Annotated in this window: 20 protein-coding genes and 1 riboswitch; of the genes, 8 read left to right on the top strand and 12 right to left on the bottom strand. The window is 72.2% G+C overall.

Annotated elements, in window-relative coordinates; translation table 11 throughout:
- Window positions 1-61 precede the first annotated feature (61 nt).
- Window positions 62-283, top strand: coding sequence for a CbtB-domain containing protein (locus ACIBAF_RS24550; RefSeq protein WP_399465646.1), 222 nt, complete (start codon window positions 62-64; stop codon window positions 281-283).
- A gap of 22 nt (window positions 284-305) precedes the next feature.
- Entirely contained in the window at window positions 306-1,064 is a 759-nt protein-coding gene (locus tag ACIBAF_RS24545; RefSeq protein ID WP_399465645.1) for a CbtA family protein, read from the top strand.
- 137 nt (window positions 1,065-1,201) lie between these two features.
- Here ACIBAF_RS24545 and ACIBAF_RS24540 read toward each other — a convergent pair whose 3' ends face one another.
- From ACIBAF_RS24540 to ACIBAF_RS24525, 4 genes are all read right to left on the bottom strand, one after another.
- Window positions 1,202-1,804, bottom strand: a complete 603-nt coding sequence (locus ACIBAF_RS24540) for a histidine phosphatase family protein (protein WP_399465644.1) — start codon at window positions 1,802-1,804, stop codon at window positions 1,202-1,204.
- A 69-nt stretch (window positions 1,805-1,873) separates the two neighbouring features.
- Window positions 1,874-2,689 carry an ABC transporter ATP-binding protein gene (locus ACIBAF_RS24535; RefSeq protein ID WP_399465643.1) on the bottom strand — a complete coding sequence of 272 codons (816 nt, stop codon included), beginning with the start codon at window positions 2,687-2,689 and terminating at the stop codon, window positions 1,874-1,876.
- Complete coding sequence (locus ACIBAF_RS24530; RefSeq protein WP_399465642.1) at window positions 2,686-3,738, bottom strand: FecCD family ABC transporter permease; 1,053 nt, start codon at window positions 3,736-3,738, stop codon at window positions 2,686-2,688. The genes ACIBAF_RS24535 and ACIBAF_RS24530 overlap by 4 nt, the downstream gene beginning before the upstream one ends.
- The gene (locus tag ACIBAF_RS24525; protein ID WP_399465641.1) at window positions 3,735-4,781 is read right to left on the bottom strand and encodes an ABC transporter substrate-binding protein; all 1,047 of its coding nucleotides are present in this window, start codon (window positions 4,779-4,781) and stop codon (window positions 3,735-3,737) included. Before ACIBAF_RS24525 ends, ACIBAF_RS24530 begins: the two co-directional genes overlap by 4 nt.
- Window positions 4,782-4,869: 88 nt before the next feature.
- Window positions 4,870-4,995: riboswitch (cobalamin riboswitch) on the bottom strand.
- Between the two features lie 114 nt (window positions 4,996-5,109).
- Between ACIBAF_RS24525 and ACIBAF_RS24520 the strand changes: the two genes are divergently transcribed.
- Both ACIBAF_RS24520 and ACIBAF_RS24515 read left to right on the top strand, forming a co-directional pair.
- Window positions 5,110-5,763: a TetR/AcrR family transcriptional regulator gene (locus ACIBAF_RS24520; protein WP_399465640.1), complete on the top strand. Its 654-nt coding sequence runs from the start codon at window positions 5,110-5,112 to the stop codon at window positions 5,761-5,763.
- Window positions 5,760-6,746, top strand: coding sequence for a DMT family transporter (locus ACIBAF_RS24515; protein WP_399465639.1), 987 nt, complete (start codon window positions 5,760-5,762; stop codon window positions 6,744-6,746). Before ACIBAF_RS24520 ends, ACIBAF_RS24515 begins: the two co-directional genes overlap by 4 nt.
- Before the next feature lie 2 nt (window positions 6,747-6,748).
- Here the strand turns inward: ACIBAF_RS24515 and ACIBAF_RS24510 are convergent, their stop codons facing one another.
- Window positions 6,749-7,147: a VOC family protein gene (locus ACIBAF_RS24510; RefSeq protein WP_399465638.1), complete on the bottom strand. Its 399-nt coding sequence runs from the start codon at window positions 7,145-7,147 to the stop codon at window positions 6,749-6,751.
- A 35-nt stretch (window positions 7,148-7,182) separates the two neighbouring features.
- Window positions 7,183-8,385, bottom strand: coding sequence for a serine hydrolase domain-containing protein (locus ACIBAF_RS24505; RefSeq protein WP_399465637.1), 1,203 nt, complete (start codon window positions 8,383-8,385; stop codon window positions 7,183-7,185).
- A gap of 133 nt (window positions 8,386-8,518) precedes the next feature.
- On the opposite strand from ACIBAF_RS24505, the gene ACIBAF_RS24500 reads away from it, so the two are divergent.
- Window positions 8,519-9,628 carry a winged helix DNA-binding domain-containing protein gene (locus ACIBAF_RS24500; protein WP_399465635.1) on the top strand — a complete coding sequence of 370 codons (1,110 nt, stop codon included), beginning with the start codon at window positions 8,519-8,521 and terminating at the stop codon, window positions 9,626-9,628.
- Between the two features lie 204 nt (window positions 9,629-9,832).
- Here the strand turns inward: ACIBAF_RS24500 and ACIBAF_RS24495 are convergent, their stop codons facing one another.
- From ACIBAF_RS24495 to ACIBAF_RS24485, 3 genes are all read right to left on the bottom strand, one after another.
- The gene (locus ACIBAF_RS24495) at window positions 9,833-10,624 is read right to left on the bottom strand and encodes a S1 family peptidase (RefSeq protein WP_399465634.1); all 792 of its coding nucleotides are present in this window, start codon (window positions 10,622-10,624) and stop codon (window positions 9,833-9,835) included.
- 306 nt (window positions 10,625-10,930) lie between these two features.
- Window positions 10,931-13,759, bottom strand: a complete 2,829-nt coding sequence (locus ACIBAF_RS24490) for an AAA family ATPase (RefSeq protein WP_399465633.1) — start codon at window positions 13,757-13,759, stop codon at window positions 10,931-10,933.
- Window positions 13,760-13,981: 222 nt separating this feature from the next.
- On the bottom strand, window positions 13,982-14,869 hold the full coding sequence (locus ACIBAF_RS24485) for a response regulator transcription factor (protein WP_399465632.1): 888 nt from the start codon (window positions 14,867-14,869) through the stop codon (window positions 13,982-13,984).
- Window positions 14,870-15,052: 183 nt separating this feature from the next.
- Here ACIBAF_RS24485 and ACIBAF_RS24480 point away from each other — a divergent pair, with 183 nt between their 5' ends.
- Window positions 15,053-16,723, top strand: a complete 1,671-nt coding sequence (locus tag ACIBAF_RS24480) for an AMP-binding protein (protein WP_399465631.1) — start codon at window positions 15,053-15,055, stop codon at window positions 16,721-16,723.
- Window positions 16,724-16,758: 35 nt separating this feature from the next.
- On the top strand, window positions 16,759-18,390 hold the full coding sequence (locus ACIBAF_RS24475) for an AMP-binding protein (protein WP_399465795.1): 1,632 nt from the start codon (window positions 16,759-16,761) through the stop codon (window positions 18,388-18,390).
- A gap of 38 nt (window positions 18,391-18,428) precedes the next feature.
- Here ACIBAF_RS24475 and ACIBAF_RS24470 read toward each other — a convergent pair whose 3' ends face one another.
- Window positions 18,429-19,157: a hypothetical protein gene (locus tag ACIBAF_RS24470; protein ID WP_399465630.1), complete on the bottom strand. Its 729-nt coding sequence runs from the start codon at window positions 19,155-19,157 to the stop codon at window positions 18,429-18,431.
- Between the two features lie 203 nt (window positions 19,158-19,360).
- Between ACIBAF_RS24470 and gcl the strand changes: the two genes are divergently transcribed.
- On the top strand, window positions 19,361-21,145 hold the full coding sequence (gcl, locus tag ACIBAF_RS24465; protein WP_399465629.1) for a glyoxylate carboligase: 1,785 nt from the start codon (window positions 19,361-19,363) through the stop codon (window positions 21,143-21,145).
- A 64-nt stretch (window positions 21,146-21,209) separates the two neighbouring features.
- Here the strand turns inward: gcl and ACIBAF_RS24460 are convergent, their stop codons facing one another.
- Both ACIBAF_RS24460 and ACIBAF_RS24455 read right to left on the bottom strand, forming a co-directional pair.
- Window positions 21,210-21,824, bottom strand: coding sequence for a TIGR04222 domain-containing membrane protein (locus ACIBAF_RS24460; protein ID WP_399465628.1), 615 nt, complete (start codon window positions 21,822-21,824; stop codon window positions 21,210-21,212).
- Between the two features lie 130 nt (window positions 21,825-21,954).
- Window positions 21,955-22,191 carry a hypothetical protein gene (locus ACIBAF_RS24455; RefSeq protein WP_399465627.1) on the bottom strand — a complete coding sequence of 79 codons (237 nt, stop codon included), beginning with the start codon at window positions 22,189-22,191 and terminating at the stop codon, window positions 21,955-21,957.
- Window positions 22,192-22,385: the final 194 nt, after the last annotated feature.

The following is a 22,385-nucleotide window of genomic DNA, read 5'->3' as shown; positions in this document are numbered from 1 at the left end:
CCGGGACCGTCGTCCTGTGCACCACCGAGATGGGACGCGAACTCCCAGAGGAGGCCCTGCCATGGCCCAGCACGTCGCCCAGCCGACCGCCAACACCCCCGTCGTGCCCGCAAAGCTGCCGCTGAAGGACATCGCCCCGTGGGCCGTCTTCTTCGGCGTCCTGATGCTGGTCCTGCTGTACTTCGTCGGCGCCGAGCAGGGCGCCACCTCCGTCGTCTCCGGCGAGGACGTCCACGAGTGGGTGCACGACGCCCGCCACCTCCTCGGCTTCCCCTGCCACTGACCTGAGGGACGCCGCGACCCCCATGAACTCCGCAACGGTAAGAAACCTGCTCGTGCGGGGCATGCTCGCCGGCCTGGGCGCCGGCGTGCTCGCCCTGATCGTCGCCTATTTCCTCGGCGAACCGTACGTCGACAGCGCCATCGGCTTCGAGGAGTCCCACGCCGCCGGCCACGAGCACGAGGTCGAACTCGTCTCCCGCAGCTTGCAGTCCACCGCGGGGTTGGCCACGGGGGTGCTCATCTACGGGGTGGCCTTCGGCGGCATGGCCGCCCTCGCCTACTGCTTCGCGCTCGGCCGCGTCGGCCGCTTCGGCCCCCGGGCCACGGCGCTGCTGCTGTCGGGCGCCGCTCTGCTCGCCGTGTACGTCGTCCCGTTCCTGAAGTACCCGGCCAACCCCCCGTCCGTCGGCGACGCGGACACCATCGGCAAGCGCACCACCCTGTACTTCCTGATGATGGTGCTCAGCGTGCTCCTCGCGGTCGCCGCCGTGATCGCGGGCAAGCGGCTCGCGCCGAAGCTGGGCAACTGGCACGCCACCGTCGTCGCCGTCCTCGGCTTCGTGCTCGTCATCGGGCTGGCGTACGAGTTCCTGCCCGTCGTCAACGAGGTTCCGGAGGACTTCCCGGCCACGCTGCTGTGGCGGTTCCGGCTCTCCGCCCTCGCGATGCAGGTCACGTTGTGGGCTGGCTTCGGCCTCGTCTTCGGCGAACTGGCCGAGCGACTGCTGCATCCGAAGCCCGCCGGCGTGTCCGCGGGCTCGGCGGCGGCCGCTCGGCGCTGACAGGTCCGGCACCCCGGTCGGACATACCGTTCGACACCACGGCCGGACGCCACGGCCGGACGCCACGGCCCCGGACGCCACGGCCAGACACCACGAGAGTGCCCGCGAACTGTCCGCGGGCCCTCTCGGGTTTTCCGTCATGGCCCGTCGGCGTGCGGCTCGGACGGGCCCAGCGGATGCCCGATCCGCAGGTTCCAGCGGCCGCTTCGCCCACTGATCGCGGTGGCCGTCAGCGGCGGCACGTCGACCCGCCAGAAGGCCGCCGGGGGAGCCCCCAGCACATGGACCACCACGGCCCGCACGACCTCCGGTTCGACGACGGCGAGCGTACGGCCGCCCGTGTCCCGGGCCGTCTCCAGCCAATGCTTCACCCGCCCGCACAACTCCTCGACGGACTCCCCGCCATGGGGCGCGGACGCGGGATCGGCGAGCCAGCGGGCCACCGCCTCCGGCTCGGCGGCGCCGACCTCGGCGAGGGTCAGGCCCCGCCAGCGCCCCATGTCCAGCCCCGCCAACTCGGCCGTCTCCGCCGGCTGTGCCGCGTCGAGCCCGAGAGCGGCCGCCGTCTGGCGGCAGCGCACGCTCGGTGAGGTGACGACCCGCGCGGCCGCGGGCAGGGTTCCGGCCCCGGCCCGGGCCCGGGCCTGCCCGGCGGCGTCGATCGAGCCCCCGTCGTCGAAGCGGGCCTGACGCAGCGACGCGTTCGTCGCGGGCGAGACGAAGGTGACACGGCTCGTCATGGGGCGGCTCCTCTTGGTCCGGTCACGGTGCGGTCCTGGCGTGGTCCTGGGCGTGGTCCTGGTGTGCGCTCACCGTGGTCCCAGAAACCGTATGTGCGGGCGGTCGTCGGGGCCGGTGCGGGTGACGGTGGCACGTACGCCGTACACGTCGGCGACGAGGGTCTCGGTGAGGACGTCCTGCGGGCTGCCGGCGGCCACCACGCGCCCCTGTCGCAGGACGACGACCCGGTCGCAGTACATCGCGGCCAGGTTCAGGTCGTGCAGGGCGACGACCGTGGTGAGGCGGAGTTCCCTGATCAGCGTCAGCAGGCCCAACTGGTGCTGGATGTCCAGGTGGTTGGTGGGTTCGTCCAGCAGCAGTTCCCGCGGCTGCTGGGCGAGGGCGCGGGCGATCTGGACGCGCTGGCGTTCGCCGCCGGAGAGGGTGTGCCAGGGGCGGTGGGCCTTGTCGGCCAGCGCGGTGCGCTCCAGGGCGCCGCGCACGGCCTCCTCGTCCTCGGCCGAGGCGGGGGCCCAGGCCCGGCGGTGCGGGACCCGACCGAGGCGTACGACGTCGAGGACGCTCAACGCGACCTGGGTGTCGGCCTGTTGCTCGACGACGGCGACCCGCCGGGCGACCGTGCGGCGCTCCACCCGATCCAGCGGGTGGCCGTCGAGGGTGACGACGCCGGAGGCCGGCGCGACGACCCCGGCCAGCAGGCGCAGCAGGGTCGACTTGCCGGAGCCGTTCGGGCCGAGCAGGCCGGTGACGGTGGCGGGGCGGGGGGCGAGGCTGACGCCGTCCAGGATGAGGGCGCCGCCGGCCGTGTGCGCGACGCGCTCGGCGCGCAGCCCGCCGGCGTCGCAGCCGTCGCCCTCGCCGCCGGCGTCCGAGGCGCCGGTCATCGTGCGCTCCTGGTCCGGTACAGCACCAGGACGAACGCCGGGACGCCGATCAGCGAGGTCACCACGCCCACCGGCACCTCCTGCGGGTCCAGGACGGTGCGGGCGAGCGTGTCCACCCACACCAGGAACACCGCCCCGGCCAGCGCAGCAGCCGGCAGCAGCCGGGTGTGCCCGGGGCCGGTCAACGCGCGGGCGGCGTGCGGGAGGACCAGGCCGACGAAGCCGATCGCGCCCGCCGAGCTGACCAGGGCAGCCGTCAGCAGGGCGGTGGTGCACAGCAGGACCAGCCGGGTGCGCGCCACGTGCACGCCCAGGGACGCGGCGGCGTCCTGCCCGAACGCGAACGCGTCCAGTGTCGTCGCGTACGCGGCGCACACCAGCAGGGTGACCACCAGTGCCGCCAGGCCCACGCCCACATCGTTCCAGCCGGCCCCGCTGAGCGAGCCGAGCAGCCAGAACAGCACCCCGCGCGTGGTCTCCGCGTCGGCGGCCGTCATCACGACGAACGAGGTGAGCGCGGAGAAGAGCTGCATGGCCGCCACACCGGCGAGGACCACCCGGTCCGTGGTGCCGCCGAGGGTGTGGCTGAGCAGCAGCACCAGAGCGAACGAGAGCGCCGCGCCCAGGAACGCGCCCCCGGAGACCGACACGACACCGCCGCCCACGCCGAGCACGACGACCGCGACCGCGCCGGTCGAGGCCCCGGACGAGACGCCGAGGACGAAGGGGTCGGCGAGCGGGTTGCGCAGCAGGGACTGCAGCACCGCGCCGCACACGGCGAGGCCGGCGCCGCACACGGCGGCCAGCAGCGTGCGCGGCAGCCGCAGATTCCACACGATCCCGTCCCGGATCGGCGTCAACTCCGCCTGCCCCCAGCCGAGATGGGCCGCCACCGTCGCCCACACGTCACCGACCGCGATGTCGGCCGGGCCGATGGTGATCGCCACCGCGACGGACCCGCACAGCAGCGCGAGACCGGCCGCCCACAGCGCCGCGCGACGCAGCCCGCGCACCGCGGCCGGGGTCGCCGACGACAGGGCGTCTCTCATCCCCCGAGGCCGTACGCGCGCAGCGCAGCCGCTGCCTTCTCCACGCCCTCGACGGTCCGGACGGTCGGGTTCATGGCCTGCCCGGGCAGCAGCACGTACCGCTTCTTCCGCACCGCCGTCATGTTCTTCGTGACCGGGTCGGACTCCAGGAACGCGATCTTCTTCGCGGCGGTCTCGGCCGTCTGCTGCCTGCGGCTCAGGTCGCCGATGACGAGGACGTCCGGGTCGCGGTCGGCGACCGTCTCCCAGTTGACCTGGGGCCACTCCTCGTGGGTGTCGTCGAAGGCGTTCTTCGCGCCGAGTTCACGGGTGATGACGCCGGGCGCGCCGCAGCAGCCCGCCAGATACGGGGATCGGGAGTCGGCGAACCAGTACATGAGGCTGACGTCGTGCGCGTCGAGCCCCGAAGTGGCCTTCTCCACCCGGGACTTCAGCTCGGCGACCAGTTTCGTGCCGCGCTCCTCGACGCCGAAGATCTTTGCCAGGTCGGTGACTTCGCCGTAGACCGCGTCCATGGTCAGCGGCTCGGTGCGCGAGCCGTCGCCGTCGCCGGCGTTGTCCTTGCCGACGCAGTCGGAGGGGGAGAGGTAGGTGGGCACGCCCACCTTCGCGAACTGTTCGCGGGTGGCGACGCCGCCCTCGCCGAGAGTGGAGGCGAACGACGCGGCGACGAAGTCGGGTTCGGTGTCCAGGACCTTCTCGAACGACGGGGCGTTGTCGGCCAGCCGCTTCACCTTCGCGTCGGCCTTCTCCAGCCCCTTCGCCACCGGGTCGGTCCAGGTGGCGGTGCCCGCCATGCGGTCGGCCAGCCCGAGGGAGAGCATGATCTCGGTCGTGCCCTGGTTGAGGGAGACCGCCCGCCGCGGAGGACCGTCCACGCGGACCCGCTGCCCGCAGTTGTCGAGCGTGACCGGACGGCCGGCGGAGTCACCCGACGAAGAGCCAGCCGAGTCCGTCGCGGCGGGGGAGCCGCCGCAGCCGGTCAGCAGCAGGGCGGCTGCCAGGAGCGGGACGGCAGGACGGACGGGGCGTGCGAACGGCACGGAACTTCCTTCGGCGTCGAGGGCTCTGGCGCGAAGCCCGGTCGTACGGTGCTCCCCCGGCCGTCTTCCGGCGTCGGAGGCCGCCAGCAGGTCTTCGGACTCGGGGTCATCCGGACGAGGCGCCTTCCCGGACCGCGATCACGCTCCAGTGGCCAGTGCCCCGCCCGTCGCCCTTACCGCTGCGCGTCAGCTCCGGAGTCGCACCGGATTCCCTGACCCGCGCACGTACGGATACGCACATGGGTACGACTGGCCTCGGCAAGCTACCACAGCCCTCCCGGCACAGCTTCTAGGTAGACTGACCTACCTAAAAAACGGAGGGAGAGGCATGAGCGAGACCACGGCCCCGGCGGCGCGACGCGGCAAGAAGCAGGGAAGCGCGCGCACGCGGCTGCTCGCCGCCGCCACGCGCCGCTTCTACGCGGACGGCGTGTCGGCGACCGGGATCGACACGATCACCGCCGAGGCGGGCGTGGCGAAGATGAGCCTGTACAACAACTTCTCCTCCAAGGCCGACCTGGTGCTGGCCTACCTCGACGCGCGGCACGAGGAGTGGCTGGGCCTGTACCGGCGACGGCTGGCGGAAGTCCAGAACCTCCAGGAGGCCCAGGACGGCCGGGACGGCCAAAGCAATGGTGTCGGTGGCGCCGGTGTGCTGGCCGTCTTCGACGCGTACGCCGATCACGCCGCCTGCGCCTACGAGCGCGGTTTCCGGGGCTGCGGGCTGCTGAACGCGGCTGCCGAACTGCCCGCCGGGCACGAGGGGCGGGAGGTGGTGCGCCGGCACAAGGAGGACGTGGAGTCCCTGCTCGCCGGACACCTCGAGGAACTGCTGCCGGACCGGCCCGAGGAGGCCCGCGCGGTCGCCGAGCATCTGGCGTTCCTCCTGGAAGGCGCGATGGCGCGCGCCGGTCTGGAGGGCGCGGGCACGCGTCTGGAGCATGCGCGGACCATGGCGGCGAACCTGCTGGACCGGCTGTGACGCGGCCCGCCGGACACCCGGCCCGCTCGGTGGGCATGGGCTCGCTGTGCGTGCTCATGGCATCGGTGCTGTGGGGCACCACCGGCACCGCCGCGACCTTCGCCCCGGCCGTCGGGCCCCTCGCGATCGGGGCCGCCGCCATGGGCCTGGGCGGACTGCTCCAAGCCCTCATGGCCGCACCCCGTATCGCCCGGGAAACGTCCGCGCTGCGCGCGCGGCGCGGTGTGGTCGTGCTCGGTGCGCTGTCCGTGGGGGCCTACCCTCTGGCGTTCTACAGCTCCATGCACCTGGCCGGGGTCGCCGCCGGCACCGTCGTGTCGATCGGCTCGGCCCCCCTCGCCTCGGCCGTGATCGAACGCGTGCGGGACAAACGCCGCCTCACGCGCGACTGGCTGATCGGCGCCGCCCTGGGCCTGTCCGGAACGGTGCTGCTGTGCATCGCCGAAGCGGCCGGGACGGACTCCGGCTCCGGGACCCACTCCGCTCGGACGACCGTGCTCGGCGTGGTGCTGGGCCTGGCAGCCGGCTTCACCTACGCCCTGTACTCCTGGGCGGCCCACCGCCTGATCAGCGACGGCGTCTCCTCCGGTGCGGCCATGGGCGCCGTCTTCGGACTGGGCGGTCTGCTGCTCCTGCCGGTGCTGCTGGCCACCGGCGCCCCGCTTGTCGACTCATGGTCCAACGCGGCCGTCGGCGCCTACATGGCCCTGGTGCCCATGTTCGTCGGCTACGTCCTGTTCGGCTACGGCCTGGCGCACGTTCCCGCGAGCACCGCGACCACGCTCTCGCTGCTGGAACCAGCCGTCGCGGCCGTGCTCGCCGTCCTGGTGGTCGGCGAACACCTGCCTCCGCTCGGCTGGGCGGGCATCGCCCTGGTCGTCGGCTGCCTCGCCGTTCTCACCGCGCCCACCCGCACGACGCCGAAGCCCCGAGCGACCGCCGACGCCCGGGAAGACACCACAGCTGACGTGCGGGTCGGTTGACCTCAGTTCCGTTCGGGTGGCCTGATCGCGACGAGTTCGACCTCGAAGCCGTCCTCGTTGGCCAGGTAGGCGGCGTAGTGCTGCCGGCCGCCGGCGTAGGGGTGCCGCTCGGGGAACATCAGGCGCCAGCCGTGCTGCGCGGCGTCGGCAGCCAGCTCCTCGACCATGGCGGCGTCCTCGACGTGGAAGGCCAGATGGTTCAGTCCCGGCCGGCAGCGGTCGTGCTCTTCGGCGGTGAGGGCCGAGGACTGCTCGATGACCAGATAGGTCGGCCCGAGCCGCCAGCTGCGCCCGCCGCTCCAGCTCTGAAAGGGACTGTGCCCCAGGGCCTCCAGCAGCCAGCCGAAGGAGGCGACGGCGCGGTCGAGGTCCGGCGTCCACAACTCGATGTGATGCAGCATGCCGTGCGTCGGCGGACTCGGCGGAGTCGGCGGACTCACTTCGCATCACCCGCGATCACGGGACGCGCCGGGGCTCCTGCGCACAGTGCGTGGTCGACCAGGGCGCCAGCCGCGTTCTCCTGGTCGAGGATGTGCTCCGGGGTGTCGCCGCGTGCCTCGGACATGGAGACCACGGCGCTTCGGCCGCCGTCGTCGGTGACGCCGTTGAGGGTGATGTAGCCGCCGTCCCCGCCCTCGTGGCTCCAGTAGGTCCCTCCGCAGCTCAGGGGGCGTTCGACCAGGCCGAGCCCGTATCGGCCGCCGGGCCACAGCTGTTGGACCTCCGCGCTCACGGGGACGGTCTGCTGCATCTCGGTCAGTTGTCGCGTCGGCAGCAGGCGGCCCGCGAGCAGTGCGCGGAAGAAGCGGTTCTCGTCCCGCGTGGTCGTGACGAACGCGAGGTTCTCGTGGTCCACCGGCACCTGTTCGGTGACGTCCACCCGGGAACCGGGACCGAAGAGCTGGTAGGCCTTGGCGTGCGGCTCCGGCAGGGTGGGCGAGGCGCCGACCCACCGGGTCCGGTCGAGGCCGAGCGGGCGCAGGACGCGGGCTTCGATCTCCTGGTGGGCGGGTCGGCCGGTGGCCTTCTGGATGAGCATGCCGAGCACGACGTAGCCGGTGTTGGAGTACGCCCAGCCCTCGCCGGGCGGGAAGTCCGGTGCGTGGGCCATGGCGCGGGCGACCAGCTGCTCGGGGCTGTAGACGTTGTGCCGCTGCTCGTAGTACTCCTCCGGCGTGGTGTATCCGGGCAGGTCGTCGTGGATTCCGCTGGTGTGTTGGAGCAGTTGGCGGACGGTGATCCGGCTGCCGTCGTTGCCGTTGCCCCGCACCACCCCTGGCAGCCAGTGGTCGACGGTGTCGTCGAGGGAGAGCCTGCCCTCGGCCTCCAGTTGGAGGACCACGGTGGCGACCAGCGTCTTGGAGGTGCTGGCCATGCGGAAGTAGCCGTCGGAAGGGACCGGGCGGCCGGTGTTCAGGTCGGCGGCGCCGCTGGTGGCGACCGACTGCCGGCCGTCAGGCGCGACCATGCGGGCCTGCACACCGCTGACACCGAGGGCGTGGATCGCCTCGGTGTCCCGGCGTAACCGCTCCACGGGGGAGCGGCCGGCGGACTGGGCGATGGCGGTGCTCGCTTCGGCGGCGAGCAGCGCGGCGACCCCGAGTGCCAGGGCGAGGCGCCTTCGCAGAGTGGACGTCATGGCCGAACGCTAGTTTGACCCCCGGCGGGGCACGATCCGGCACACCCCAGGACCGGCAGGGGGATATCCCCAGCGCGGGCCGTCACCGCCATGAGGACAGCAACTGTCCTCAATCCCGGCTAGCTTGCCCTGCATGACGAAGACGACGTCCCCGGCGACCCCCGTGCTCGGCGCCCGTGCGCTCAATCGCGCCACCCTCGACCGGCAGCTGTTGCTGCGTCCCTCGTCGCTGTCGGCCGCGGCCGCCATCGAACACCTGCTCGGGCTCCAGGCGCAGAACGTCAAACCGCCGTACTACGCGCTCGCCGCCCGCCTCGACGGCTTCGTCCCGGAGCAGCTGTCGACGCCGATGGCCGACCGCGAGGTCGTCCGCATCGTCAGCATGCGCTCCACCATCCACACCCACACCGCCGACGACTGCCTGACCCTGCGGCCGTTCGTCCAGCCCGCCCGCGACCGTGAGCTGACCTACTTCCGCAAGGGCCTCGCCGGAGTCGACCTCGACCGGCTCGCCGCCCTCGCCCGCGACCTCGTCGAGGCCGAACCGCGCACCATGAAGCAGCTGCGCGACGCCCTCTGCGGTGAATGGCCGGACGCCGACCCCCAGTCCCTCGCCGTCGCCGCCCGGTGCCGGCTGCCCCTCGTCCAGGTCACCCCGCGCGGGCTGTGGGGCAGGAGCGGGCAGGTCGCGCTGACCACCGCCGAGCACTGGCTCGGCCGGCCCGCCGCACCGGCCCCCGCGCCGGACGCCGTCGTCCTGCGCTACCTGGCCGCCTTCGGCCCGGCCTCCGTCAAGGACATGCAGACCTGGGCCGGTCTGACCCGACTGCGCGAGGCCTTCGAACGCCTCCGCCCCCGCCTGCTCACCTTCCGGGACGAGCACGGCGTCGAACTCTTCGACCTCCCCGACGCCCCCCGCCCGGACCCCCAGGCCCCGGCCCCGCTCCGCTTCCTCCCCGAGTTCGACAACCTCCTCCTCTCCCACGCCGACCGCACCCGAGTCGTCCCGCCCGAGTACTGGGGCCGCAGCTGGCAGGGCAACCAGGCCTACTGCACCCTCCTCGTCGACGGCTTCCTGGCGGGCCTGTGGAAGCTGGAGCAGGACACGCTCGTCATCGAGCCGTTCGGCCGCCTCACCAAGGCCCAGCGGGACGAGGTGATCGGAGAAGGCGAGCGGATGCTGTCCGCGATGCACCCACGCCGGCCCCACGACATCCGGTTCGGCGCCGTCGTACGCCCCTGACGCGCCGGCCACGGGCGGGCTCCAAAGCTCACCGTCGACAGGTGAGCAGCCCCTGTCGGGGACGACCCCGAACAGGCCGAAGCCCCCACCGGTGAGCGGTGAGGGCTTGGATAGGGGGCGCTGCGGGCCGCTCGTGGAGGCTCGCAGCGCCCCCCGGTCTTTCCCTGAGGAGTGCTCAGGAAGTTCTTGGGGGCTCCCCGGTGACTACGAGTCGACCTGCGCCGTCACCAGGCTGGAGAAGGTGGTCAACCGGGTGTACACACCCGGGTAACCGGCCTCCGCGCAGCCCTCGCCCCAAGAAGTGATCCCTGCCAGGACGCCCCCGATGAGCAGGGGACCGCCGCTGTCGCCCTGGCAGGTGTCTGTGCCGCCGGAGGTGTATCCGGCGCAAACCATGTCGGACTTGACGTAGTCCGAACCGTAGGAGCTCGCACAGCTGGTGTCGGACACGATCGGGACGGTCGCGGTCCGCAGCTGGTTGGAGGAGCTGCCGTTCTCCGAGGTGGTGCCCCAGCCGAGGATGCGGGCGGTGGCGCCGGCCGCGTACACCCCGGTCTGGGACGAGGAGACGTACGACGCCGTGGTGTACGGCATCGACGTCGACAGGGTCAGGACGGCCACGTCGTCGCCGTTGGTGGCGTCCGTGTAGTCCGGGTTGATCCAGATCTTGCTCACCCGGCTGACCGTGCCGTTGGTGCCGTTGAGGTACGTGCGCCCACCGACGACGCGCACGCTGCTCGTGGTCTCGCCGACCATGCAGTGGGCGGCCGTGACCACCTTGGTCGCCGAGACGAGGGTGCCGCCGCAGAACTGGTTCTGCGAGGCGTCCGTGATCTGCATCATGAACGGGTACGTCGTGGTCGTGGTCGTCGTGCCGCCGACGATCGGCTGGGGCGCTGCGACAGCGGTGGGGGCGCTGAGCAGTGCGGTCGCTGCCGCGGCAGCGGTCGCCGCGAGGACCGTGGCGGTCTTCTTGGCGCGGTTGAGCCCGAACATGGAACTCCTCGGTGGAGATGGCCGGTGGGGGGTCGCGCGGGTGTGGGGGTGAGCACGGGGGTCGCGGGACCGACCCCCGTGTGCCCGGGCGAGCGGCACGTCCCTTACGCTAGGACCCGGAACCCGCTCATCCCAATGAGGGAACCCCCTAGGGGAGTTGGGGCAGGGAAAACCCTCGGTCGCCCCAGGGAACCCACAGTCGCCGCCGATGGGGCCGCTGGAGGGAACCCGCCGCGCGGGGCGGAGACCCAGGAGAAACCCACTAAGGGTAGATAGCCCCCCAGGGGCGGTTGACCCCCGGATTCCTCACTTCGCGTGACGCCCTGCCGCCAGTCGGACGATGTCCACCCGGGAACGGATCCCCAGCTTGCGGTAGACCCGGGTCAGGGTCGCCTCGACCGTCTTGACGCTGATGAACAGACGCGCCGCGATCTCCCGGTTGGTCGCGCCCTCCATGACGAGCGCCGCGACCTGACGCTCCATCGAGGCCAGACCCTCCAGGGCGTCGGACGCGGGCCCTTGCTGGGCGACGGCTACGGGCTGCGCCTGCCCCTCCGCCGCGGCGGCGTCCACCTGACGCAGCCAGGGCAGCGCCCGGCACCGCCGGAACAGCCGCGCCGCCTCGTCGTACGACGTCGGCCCCGGAACCGTCCCCGGCCGCAGGGTGCGCAGCCGGGCCAGCGCGAACGCCGCCCGTGCCTCCTCCAGGCCGTACCCCAGCTTGGCGAGCCGGTCCTGCACCGACGTCAGCCGGGACAGCGCCGCCTCGTGGTCGCCGAGCGCCGCCCGCACCAGCGCCTCCGACCGGTCCAGCACGGCCAGCACGCTCTCCCGGCCCAGCCGGAGCGCGTGCTCGCGCGTCACGTCGATGACGTCCTGCGCCTCGCCCGGCTCGCCGACCCGCACCAGCGCCTCGGCGAGGTCGCCCTGCCAGCGGCCCCGCGCCGGATCGGTGATGCCCAGGCCCTGCTCCAGCTCCCGCACCCGGCGCAGCGAGCCGACCGTGCCCGCCGCGTCCCCCGCCACCAACTGGGCGTGGCCGAGGGCGGCCAGGGCGCGGGAGACGTACATCTGGTCGCCGTCCTCCTCGGCGTGCTCCGCCGCCTCCCGGGCCAGCGCCAGCGCCCGGTCGACGTCACCCCCGGAGGCCTCGGCGAGCGAGGCGAGCATCGCGGAGGCGCCGAGGCCGATGCCCGAGTCGCGGGCCAGCCTGAGGCTCTCGCGGGCCAGGTCCAGGGCGCGCCCGCAGTGCCCGGAGCGCAGTTCGGTCTCGGCGAGGAAACGCTGGAAGTGCACCTCGCTCTCGACCATGCCGCGCCGGCGCACCTCGCGCAGCAGCGCGGTGATGGTCGAGCGGGCCTCGGGCAGCTGGTCGCTCATCAGCAGCCAGCGGAACCGGGCCGCGCCCACGCCGTTGTGATGGCAGGCCACGTACGGGTCCTGAGGCTCCTTCAGGGCCCGCTTGATGGTCGCGGGGGCGTTCGGATGGCCCATCAGGGCCTCGGTGTGCCCCTGGAACGACAGCGCCATCAGCTCGGTGCGCCGGTCGCCGCCGCGGGCGGCCAGCTCCGCCGTGTGCGCGGCCTCCTGCCGGGCCTCGGCGAAGTCGCCTTCGACGATCACCTTGCGCCAGGCCAGCCGGTAGTGGACCAGGGCGAGCAGCCGCGGGTCGTCGCCGGCGTCGGCCAGGGCCTGCGGGAAGACGGCGTCGACCTCGCCGAGGGACTGCCCGGCGGCCTCGATCACCACCTCCCAGGCGCGGATCCGCTCGGCGGGCACGGTCGCCCGGGTCAGCACCTCGCGCGCGACGTCCCGGGCGAGGTCCACCTCGCCGGCGGTGATGGCGTCCTCGGCGGCCTGCAGTCGCCGGTCGTCCGGGGCCGGGACGCCGTCCGGCGGGGTGTGCCGGGCGGCCAGCAGTCCGAGCGAGGCGGCGACCGAGGGCGCACCCCGGTCGCGGGCCAGGGCCGCCGCCTCGGCGAGCCGGGCGGCCACCTCCGGGTCGGTGCCGGTGGTGGCCAGGGCGAGGTTGCGGGCCCGCTCGATCGGGTCGGAGGCGGCCGTGGACAGCGCGGCGTGCGCGGCCCGGCGCTCCTGCGCGGGCGCCTCCGCGTACAGCGCGGCCGAGATCAGCGGATGCGCGAACCGTACGGCCGGACCCTCGGGCTCCGTCGCCAGCAGCCCGAGCGCCGCGGCCTGCGCGGTCTCGGCCTCGGCGTTCTCCCGGCCGGCCGCGTGCAGCAGGGCCAGCGTGGGGCGGGCCCCGGCGCTGGCCACGAGCAGGGTGCGGCGGGCTTCGTCGGAGAGCATGTCGAGGCGGCTGAGCACCAGGGCGCGCAGCGAGGTCGGCACCGGCAGCGGCTCGCCGGGCCGGGGCGGGGTCGGGTTCTCGCCGAGGGCGCGGCCGAGCTCCAGCGCGAACAGGGGGTTGCCGCCGCTGGTGCGGTGGACCTCGCGGACCGTCGAGCGGGGCAGGTCGGTGTAGCCGCGGTGGTCGAGCAGCGCGGAGACCTGGGCGCGGGAGAGGGGGTTCAGCCGGACGGCGAGGGTGTCGGGCGGGGACGCGCGTAGATGACGGTCGTACTCCTGGCCCTCCGTCCGCACCGCGCACAGCAGCTGCACGGGGGTGTCGCCGAGGCGGCGGGCGGCGAAGCCGAGGAGTTCGGCGCTCGCCGAGTCCAGCCACTGGAGGTCGTCGGCGACGAGCAGGACGGGCCCTGCCGCGGCGAGGGCGCGCAGGGCGGACAGCACGGCCAGGCGCAGGGCGAGGCCGTCGCGTTGCAGAGTCGACTCGCCTCGGCCGGTGAGCGCCGATTCCAGGGCCGTGCGCTGGGCGGCGGGCAGCTTGTCCGAGATCTCGTCGAGGACCAGACCGAAGAGATCGGCCAGGGCCAGGAAGGGGAGGTGGGATTCGGACTCGGTCGCCGAGCAGCGCAGCACGGTGCGCGCCGCCTCGCCGTAATCCGCGGCCAATGCCCGCAGCACGGTCGACTTTCCTATTCCGGCGGGGCCGTGCAGCAGCACACTGCCGCCGCGAGTCAGCTGCTCACGGGCGGCCGTGAACAGCTCTTCCCTGCCGATGACCAGGTCGGGGCGGCATCTGGCAGGCTCCTTGAACTCCCGTCGCACGGTCACCGCTCCCCTCCGAGTGTCGTGTCCGGGCCAAATTCTAGGCAATGACTCTTTGAAATTCGGAGACGCGGCGTGGTGAGGGATATAACAACGTGACGCATGGGGAAATTCATGGCGGCTGCGAGTGAATGGTCTCTTGTCGTGAGGCACCTCCCTGGCTTGATGTGATCGCTGCTCCCCGGCATCCTGCACCGTCCGCGCTACAGGCGTGTTGCGCGCCCCTCGCTACGGCAGCAGACCCGCCCTGCGGGCCAGCACCACCGCCTCTCCCCGCGTGTGCGCGCCCAGCCTGCGCATCGCCGACCTGAGGTACCCCTTGACGGTCTCCGGGCGCAGCCCCAGCCGCTCGGCCGCCGCCGCGTTCGTCGCCCCCGCCGCCACGCAGGCCAGCACGTCCAGCTCGCGCGCGGCGAGCGTGACCTGCGGATCGCCGTCGCTGCCGGAGGCGAGCAGCCCGCAGGCGTCGAGGAGTTCGGCGCGCAGGGCGGGGTCGGTGATCCGCGGGGCCAGGGCGCGCAGGGCCGCGTGCGCCTCGCGCACCTGCTCCCAGCCGGCCGCCGCACCGGCCCTCGGATCGGCCTGCGGACCGGTCCGCGGACCGACGCCCGGTCCGGCCCCGCCGCCCGCGGCGCCCGGCCGGGCCGCCGTGAGCAGGTCGCGCGCCTGGTCCCCGACCAGCAGCGCCTGCTCCACGTCCCGCGCCACCTGCACGGCCGCGGTCAGCGTGCGGTCGCCCAGCGGCTGCGCCGTGCGCAGAGCTCCGTACAGCACCCCGCGCACCCGGCGCCGCACGATCACCGGGATCGCCAGCACCGAGCGCAGGCCCTCCTCGGCGACGGCCGCGTCGTACTCGTGACTGATCTGCCGGGAGACGGAGTAGTCGGTCACGGCGCACGGGCGGGCCAGCGCGACGGCCTTGCCGCCGAGGCCGTTGCCCGAGGTCACCGCCAGTCCGCGCAGCGCGAGACCGGTCGCGCCGCTGAACTCACTGATCCGCATCCGCTGCCGCCCCGGCTCGACCAGCCCGCCGAAGGCCACCGGCAGCCCCGTCGCGCGCCGCAGCCGCGCCAGCGCACCGCGCATCTCCACCGTTCCGGCCGCATCTGCTGCCACGTTCGCGCCCTTTCTGTGCGGCCTGGTACCGCACACCCCCGTTCGGGGGTAGTGAGACCTGCACCACGGATTACACGATGGCAGAGAGCCGCCCGGCAATGGTCCGGCACCACGGGAGTGAACCGCGAAGGCGCACCGGCCGCGGGCGCCCGGCGATGAACGACCAAGAAAGAAGGAGGACGGATGACGACGGCGACGGAGCGTTTCCGTAGAGCCCGCGACTTCCTGCTGGAACACCGCGATGACTACACAACCGCTTACGAGCGTTTCGAGTGGCCCCGCCCCGAGCACTTCAACTGGGCCCTCGACTGGTTCGACGCCATCGCCGACGGCAACGACCGCATCGCCCTGCACATCGTGGAGGAAGACGGTTCCGAAACGCGTCTCACCTTCGCCGAGCTGTCCGAGCGCTCCGACCGGATCGCGAACTGGCTGCGCGGGCGCGGGGTCGCCGCCGAGGACCGGATCCTCGTCATGCTCGGCAACCAGGCCGAACTGTGGGAGACCGCGCTGGCCGCGATGAAACTGCGCGCCGTCGTCATCCCGGCCACCCCGCTGCTCGGCCCCGCCGACCTGACCGACCGCGTCGAACGCGGCCGGGTCCGGCACGTTCTCGTCCGGGCCGAGGACACCGGCAAGTTCGACGAGGTCCCGGGCCGCTACAGCCGCATCGCGGTCGGCGGCGACCCCGAGGGCTGGCAGCCGTACGAGGACGCGTACACCGCCCCGGCCGGCTTCACCCCCGACGGCCCCACCCTCGCCGACGATCCGCTGATGCTCTACTTCACCTCCGGCACGACCGCCCGCCCCAAGCTGGTGGAGCACACCCACACCTCGTATCCGGTCGGGCACCTGTCCACGATGTACTGGATCGGCCTCAAGCCCGGCGACGTCCACCTCAACATCTCCTCGCCCGGCTGGGCCAAGCACGCCTGGTCCAACCTCTTCGCCCCGTGGAACGCCGAAGCAACCGTTTTCATCCACAACTACACCCGCTTCGACCCGGCCCGGCTGATGACGGAGATGGACCGGGCGGGCGTGACGACCTTCTGCGCGCCGCCCACCGTCTGGCGCATGCTCATCCAGGCCGACCTCACCCAACTGCGGATCCCGCCCCGCGAGGCCGTGGCCGCCGGCGAGCCCCTCAACCCCGAGGTCATCGACCAGGTGCGGCGCGCCTGGGGGGTGACCGTCCGGGACGGCTTCGGCCAGACCGAGACGGCCGTGCAGATCGCCAACAGCCCTGGACAGGAACTGAAGACCGGCTCGATGGGCCGTCCCAGCCCCGGCTACCGGGTGGAGCTCCTCGACCCGGTGTCCGGCGCGCCGGGCGCGCAGGAGGGCGAGATCGCGCTCGACCTGTCGACCCGGCCGGTCGGCCTGATGACCGGCTACCACGGCGACGCCGACCGTACGGCGGAGGCGATGGCCGGCGGCTACTACCGCACCGGTGACATCGGCAACCGCGACGAGAGCGGTTACATCACCTACGTCGGGCGGGCCGACGACGTCTTCAAGGCCTCCGACTACAAGATCAGCCCCTTCGAGCTGGAGAGCGCGCTGCTGGAGCACGAGGCGGTCGCCGAGGCGGCTGTCGTCCCCGCCCCGGACGAGCTGCGCCTCGCCGTGCCCAAGGCGTACGTCGTCCTCGCCGAGGGCTGGGAGCCGGGCCCCGACACCGCGAAGGTGCTGTTCGAGCACTCGCGCCAGGTCCTCGCCGCCTACAAGCGGGTCCGCCGCCTGGAGTTCGCGCCGCTGCCCAAGACCGTCAGCGGCAAGATCCGCCGGATCGAGCTGCGCGAGGCGACTGCCGCGGGCTCGACGGCGGAGTACCGCGAGGAGGACTTCCGGTGAGCGGGCCGTCGTCCCCGCAGACGTCGGGGCAGGGGTTGGGGAAGTCGTCGGGGCAGGCGCCGGGTTCCTCGTACGCGCACGGGACGAGCGCCACCGCGCTGCTCGGGGACACCATCGGGGCCGATCTGGACCGGGCGGCGCAGCGTTGGCCGGACCGCGAGGCGCTGGTCGACGTGGCGTCCGGGCGGCGCTGGACGTACACCGAATTCGTGGCGGACGTCGACCGGCTGGCGTGCGCGCTGCTCGCGAGCGGGGTCGACAAGGGCGACCGGGTGGGCATCTGGGCGGTCAACTGCGCCGAGTGGGCGCTGGTCCAGTACGCCACCGCCCGCATCGGCGCGATCATGGTGAACATCAACCCCGCCTACCGCACCCACGAGGTCGAGTACGTCCTCGTCCAGGCCGGGATCTCGGTGCTGTTCGCCTCGCTCACCCACAAGACGAGCGACTACCGGGCGATGGTCGAGGAGGTGCGAGGCCGCTGCCCGAACCTGCGGGAGACCGTTTACATCGGCGATCCGAGCTGGGCGGCGCTCGTCGCGCGCGCAACGCCCGAGCTGCGCGCGGAACTGGCCCTCCGGGCGGAGGAACTGTCCTGCGACGACCCCATCAACATCCAGTACACCTCGGGCACGACGGGCTTCCCCAAGGGGGCCACCCTCTCCCACCACAACATTCTCAACAACGGCTACTTCGTGGGCGAGTTGATCGCCTACAGCGAGCAGGACCGGGTCTGCGTCCCGGTGCCCTTCTACCACTGTTTCGGCATGGTGATGGGAAACCTCGCGGCCACCTCGCACGGCGCCTGCATCGTCATCCCGGCTCCGTCCTTCGACCCGAAGGCCACGCTGGAGGCGGTCCAGCAGGAGCAGTGCACGTCGTTGTACGGCGTCCCGACGATGTTCATCGCGGAGCTGAACCTGCCCGACTTCGCGACCTACGACCTGTCCTCGCTGCGCACCGGCATCATGGCGGGCTCGCCCTGCCCGGTCGAGGTGATGAAGCGGGTCGTCGCCGAGATGAACATGGCGGAGGTGTCGATCTGTTACGGCATGACCGAGACCTCGCCCGTCTCCACCCAGACCCGCCGCGACGACGACCTGGAGCACCGCACCCAGACCGTCGGCCGAGTCCTGCCGCACATCGAGGTGAAGGTCGTCGACCCGGTGAGCGGGGTCACTCAACCCCGGGGCATCTCAGGTGAGTTGTGCACCCGCGGCTACAGCGTGATGCTCGGCTACTGGAACGAGCCCGAGAAGACCGCCGAATCGATCGACGCGGGGCGCTGGATGCACACCGGGGATCTGGCGGTGATGCGCGAAGACGGTTACGTCGAGATCGTCGGCCGCATCAAGGACATGATCATCCGGGGCGGGGAGAACATCTACCCGCGCGAGATCGAGGAGTTCCTCTACGCCCACCCCAAGATCAGGGACGTCCAGGTCGTCGGCGTCCCGCACGAGAGGTACGGCGAGGAGGTCCTCGCGTGTGTGATCCCGCACGACGCGGCGGACCCCCTGACCCTGGAGGAACTGCTCGCGTACTGCGAGGGCCGGCTGGCGCACTACAAGATCCCGAGCAGGCTGCAGATCCTGGACGCCTTCCCGATGACCGTCTCCGGAAAGGTGCGCAAGATCGAACTGCGGGAGAAGTATCGAACCGCTTGAGAAACACGGCCGTTGGCGGTTACCGCCCCGGGTGACGGTCACTGCCCCGGGCAGTGGTTGCCGCCTCGGGCGTCGAGGGCGTCGGCGAGCGCGTTGACCGGCTGCGCAGTGCCCGTGAGGTCCAGGACGAAGAGCGGGACGTGCAGCTGGTCGGCGCGGGCGCGGGCGTCCTCGTCGTATCCGGCGAGGGAGAAGTAGACGCAGTCCGCGGACTCCGTCATGGCCGTCAGCCACAGACACTCCACGTCCCGCAGGGAGGCAGGGCGCACGCTCGGGTCCACCTGGACCAGGAGCCCGCGGGCGGCCAGGCCGATGCCGCAGGTGGGCCGCTGGTCGGCCCGCCGTATGTCCCTGTGCCCGAGCCAGTTCAGGTACAGGGCGGTGGCCGTGACCGCGTCGAGCGCGGTGCGGATGGCGACGGGCTGGAGGGCAGGCCGTCGCGTCACCGGCATGGGTTCGGGCGCGGGCGTCGGTGTTTCCGGCTCGGGCTCGGCGGGCGGGGCGGCCACCGGGATCCGTAGCACTGTTCCGCAGGCGCAGCCGAACTCCGGGTGGGGCCACTGGCCCCGGCGGCCGCAGGCACGGCATCGCAGGGCGATCCACTCGTCGTCCCACACCCGGTGCGCGACGGCCGTCGGCGCCGTCCGCCCGTCGAGTACCGGCGTGACGGGGGAACCGCACGCGCACGGATAGGTCGGCGCGGTGTAGAGGCGCTCGCGCCGACAGGCCGGGCAGCGCACCGGCACGCTCTCGGGCATGGCCCCCATCGTCCTCCTTCGGCCCCCGCTTGTCCGTCTCTTGACGACCTTCGCGCACCCACTTACATTACTTCCAGATAGTAGAAAATAATTTCCGTAATACGGAAACTCCGCGGAATCATCGCGGAACCGGCAGAGCTCACCGCGGGGCGCGACGGGAGAGCGGAATCCGACAGCTGAACCAGCTGAAGCAGGCGAAGCAGGAGTACTCCATGGCTCGTATGACCGCTGCCCGCGCGGCAGTCGAGATCCTCAAGCGCGAGGGCGTCACCAGTGCGTTCGGTGTCCCCGGCGCGGCGATCAACCCCTTCTACGCGGCACTGAGGGCGTCCGGCGGCATCAACCACACGCTCGCCCGTCATGTCGAGGGCGCCTCGCACATGGCCGAGGGCTATACCCGCACCCGCTCCGGCAACATCGGCGTCTGTGTCGGCACCTCGGGGCCGGCCGGCACCGACATGATCACCGGGCTGTACTCCGCCCTCGGCGACTCGATCCCGATCCTGTGCATCACGGGCCAGGCGCCGACCGCCGTGATCCACAAGGAGGACTTCCAGGCCGTCGACATCGCCTCCATCGCGGGGCCGGTGACGAAGACGGCGGTCACCGTCCTGGAGGCCGCCCAGGTCCCCGGGGTCTTCCAGCAGGCCTTCCACCTCATGCGCTCCGGCCGACCGGGCCCGGTCCTGATCGACCTGCCCGTCGACGTCCAGCAGACGGAGATCGAGTTCGACCCGGACACGTACGAGCCGCTGCCCGTCTACAAGCCGGCGGCGACCCGCGCGCAGGTCGAGAAGGCGATCCGGATGCTGAACGCCTCCGAGCGTCCGCTGATCGTCGCGGGCGGCGGGGTCATCACGGCCGACGCCACCGAACTGCTCGTGGAATTCGCCGAGTTGACGGGGACTCCGGTCATCCCGACGCTGATGGGCTGGGGTGCGATCCCCGACGACCATGAGCTGAACGCCGGCATGGTCGGCCTGCAGACCTCGCACCGCTACGGCAACGCGACCTTCCTGGACTCCGACTTCGTTCTCGGCATCGGCAACCGCTGGGCCAACCGTCACACCGGCCGCATCGACGTCTACACGAAGGGCCGCACCTTCGTCCACGTCGACGTCGAGCCCACCCAGATCGGCCGGATCTTCGCCCCGGACTACGGGATCGCCTCGGACGCGAAGGCGGCTCTGGAGCTCTTCGTCGCGGTGGCAAGGGAGTCGAGGGCGGCGGGCACCCTTCCCGACCGCTCCGCGTGGGCGGCCGCCGCGCAGGAGAAGAAGGCGACCCTCCAGCGCCGTACGCACTTCGACGACATCCCCATCAAGCCGCAGCGCGTCTACGAGGAGATGAACAGGGCCTTCGGCCCGGAAACCCGTTACGTCACGACCATCGGCCTCTCGCAGATCGCCGGCGCCCAGATGCTGCACGTCTACCGACCGCGCCACTGGATCAACTGCGGCCAGGCGGGTCCCCTCGGCTGGACGATCCCGGCGGCCCTGGGGGTGGCGAAGGCCGACCCGGAAGCGCAGGTCGTCGCCCTCTCCGGGGACTACGACTTCCAGTTCATGATCGAGGAGCTGGCGGTCGGCGCGCAGCACAAGATCCCCTACGTCCACGTCCTCGTCAACAACTCCTATCTGGGCCTCATCCGGCAGGCCCAGCGGGCGTTCGACATCGACTTCCAGGTCAAGCTGGAGTTCGAGAACATCAACTCGCCCGAGCTGGGCGTCTACGGCGTCGACCACGTCAAGGTCGCCGAGGGCCTCGGCTGCAAGGCGATCCGGGTGACGGACCCGGCCGAACTGGGCGCCGCCTTCGAACAGGCCAAGAAGCTCGCCGCGGAGTTCCAGGTGCCGGTCGTCGTGGAGGCGATCCTGGAACGCGTCACCGACATCTCGATGAGCGGCACCAACGACATAGGAAACGTTGTGGAGTTCGAGGAGATCGCCACCGAACCGGAACACGCGCCGACGTCGATCAGGACGCTGAAGGTCTGACCTGGAGAAGGGGCCTGTATCTCGGCATGTCTGCAGACGGTTACCGTACGTGTTTCTGCCGGGCTCAGTCCGTGCCGCCGCCTCCGCCGCCGCAGGAGTACATGACGCCTCCGGTGCCGCCGCCCCGGGGAGCGCGTCGGTGGAAACCCTTGTCCGCCACTTCGGCGCGGGCGATCAGTCCCGCCCGCAGGGCGAAGCGCGCGGCGAGAACGCTCAGGGCGGGCTCCCCGTGCAGGGCCACCGCCATCAGGATGCCGTCCGTCGCCAGTCCCTTGCGGTCGGCCGGCAGAGTCGGCAGGGGATGTTCCGCGCGCAGAGCGCTCAGAGTGCGCCGGGCGGCACGTGTCCGGCGCGGCGGGAGGGAGCGCAGCATCCCGGCCGCCACGAGCCCGGCCCGCAGCTCGGCGAGCGCCCGGCGCACGTCCGGCAGGGTCTCCAACTCCGGGATGCTCACGAACCGTTGGAGCGTCGCGTACACGGCCGTGGGTAGGGGAGGGAGGTGGTCTCCCGCGTCCTCGGAGGGCGCCGTCCCCGTCGCCCGGATCCTCCCCGGCCGGCCCACCTCGATCAGTCCCCGCAGCTGCAGGGCGAGCACGGCCACCGTGACCGCGGCCCCGGAACCGCCCTGCAACAGTGCGACCTCGTACGGCTCCAGCCGGACCGACGTACCACCGCTCATGTCATCACCCCCGTGGCGGGGCCCGCCGCCCCCGTGTCGGCGGGCCCCGCGTGACGACAATGTGCCCTGCCCCGGGGGCGGTTGAAGCCCGCTGAACCATGTTCAGAGGTTGATTTGAGGTTGACGTGTCCTATGCCCCGTGCGGCTCGGACAGCCCCGGCCAGTCCTCGGGGCCGCCGCCCTGCCACTCGATGAGGTCGCTCTCCTCCACCTCGATCCGGTCGAGGTCGGCCAGACGCAGGATCTCGACGACGTCGTCGAGATGCGAGGCGACCCCGAGGACGGCATCGCCCGAGGTGACCCGGCGGGATCCGTCCAGGGCCGGGGGATGGACCACGATGTGCGGAGACTGCGTCGGATTGCCCATGCCCCCAGCCTCCTGCGGACGGCCCGGATCCGCACGCCGGACGGCCGCGAGGCGCACCGAGGCCACGTGCGGTGCCCCTGCGTGCGGCGCACTGCGGTACTAGAAGGTCGATGAAGATCTTGGGTTCTGGCCCTGCCGCATGAGCGGCAGGGCCAGACTCGTCTTGTGGCGATGGGCGAATGGGTGGGCGAGAC

Origin of the sequence: Streptomyces sp. NPDC051677 (genome assembly GCF_044453465.1) — a bacterium.
In the GTDB taxonomy this organism is placed as follows: domain Bacteria; phylum Actinomycetota; class Actinomycetes; order Streptomycetales; family Streptomycetaceae; genus Streptomyces.
This window is presented reverse-complemented; position numbering and strand designations above follow the sequence as displayed.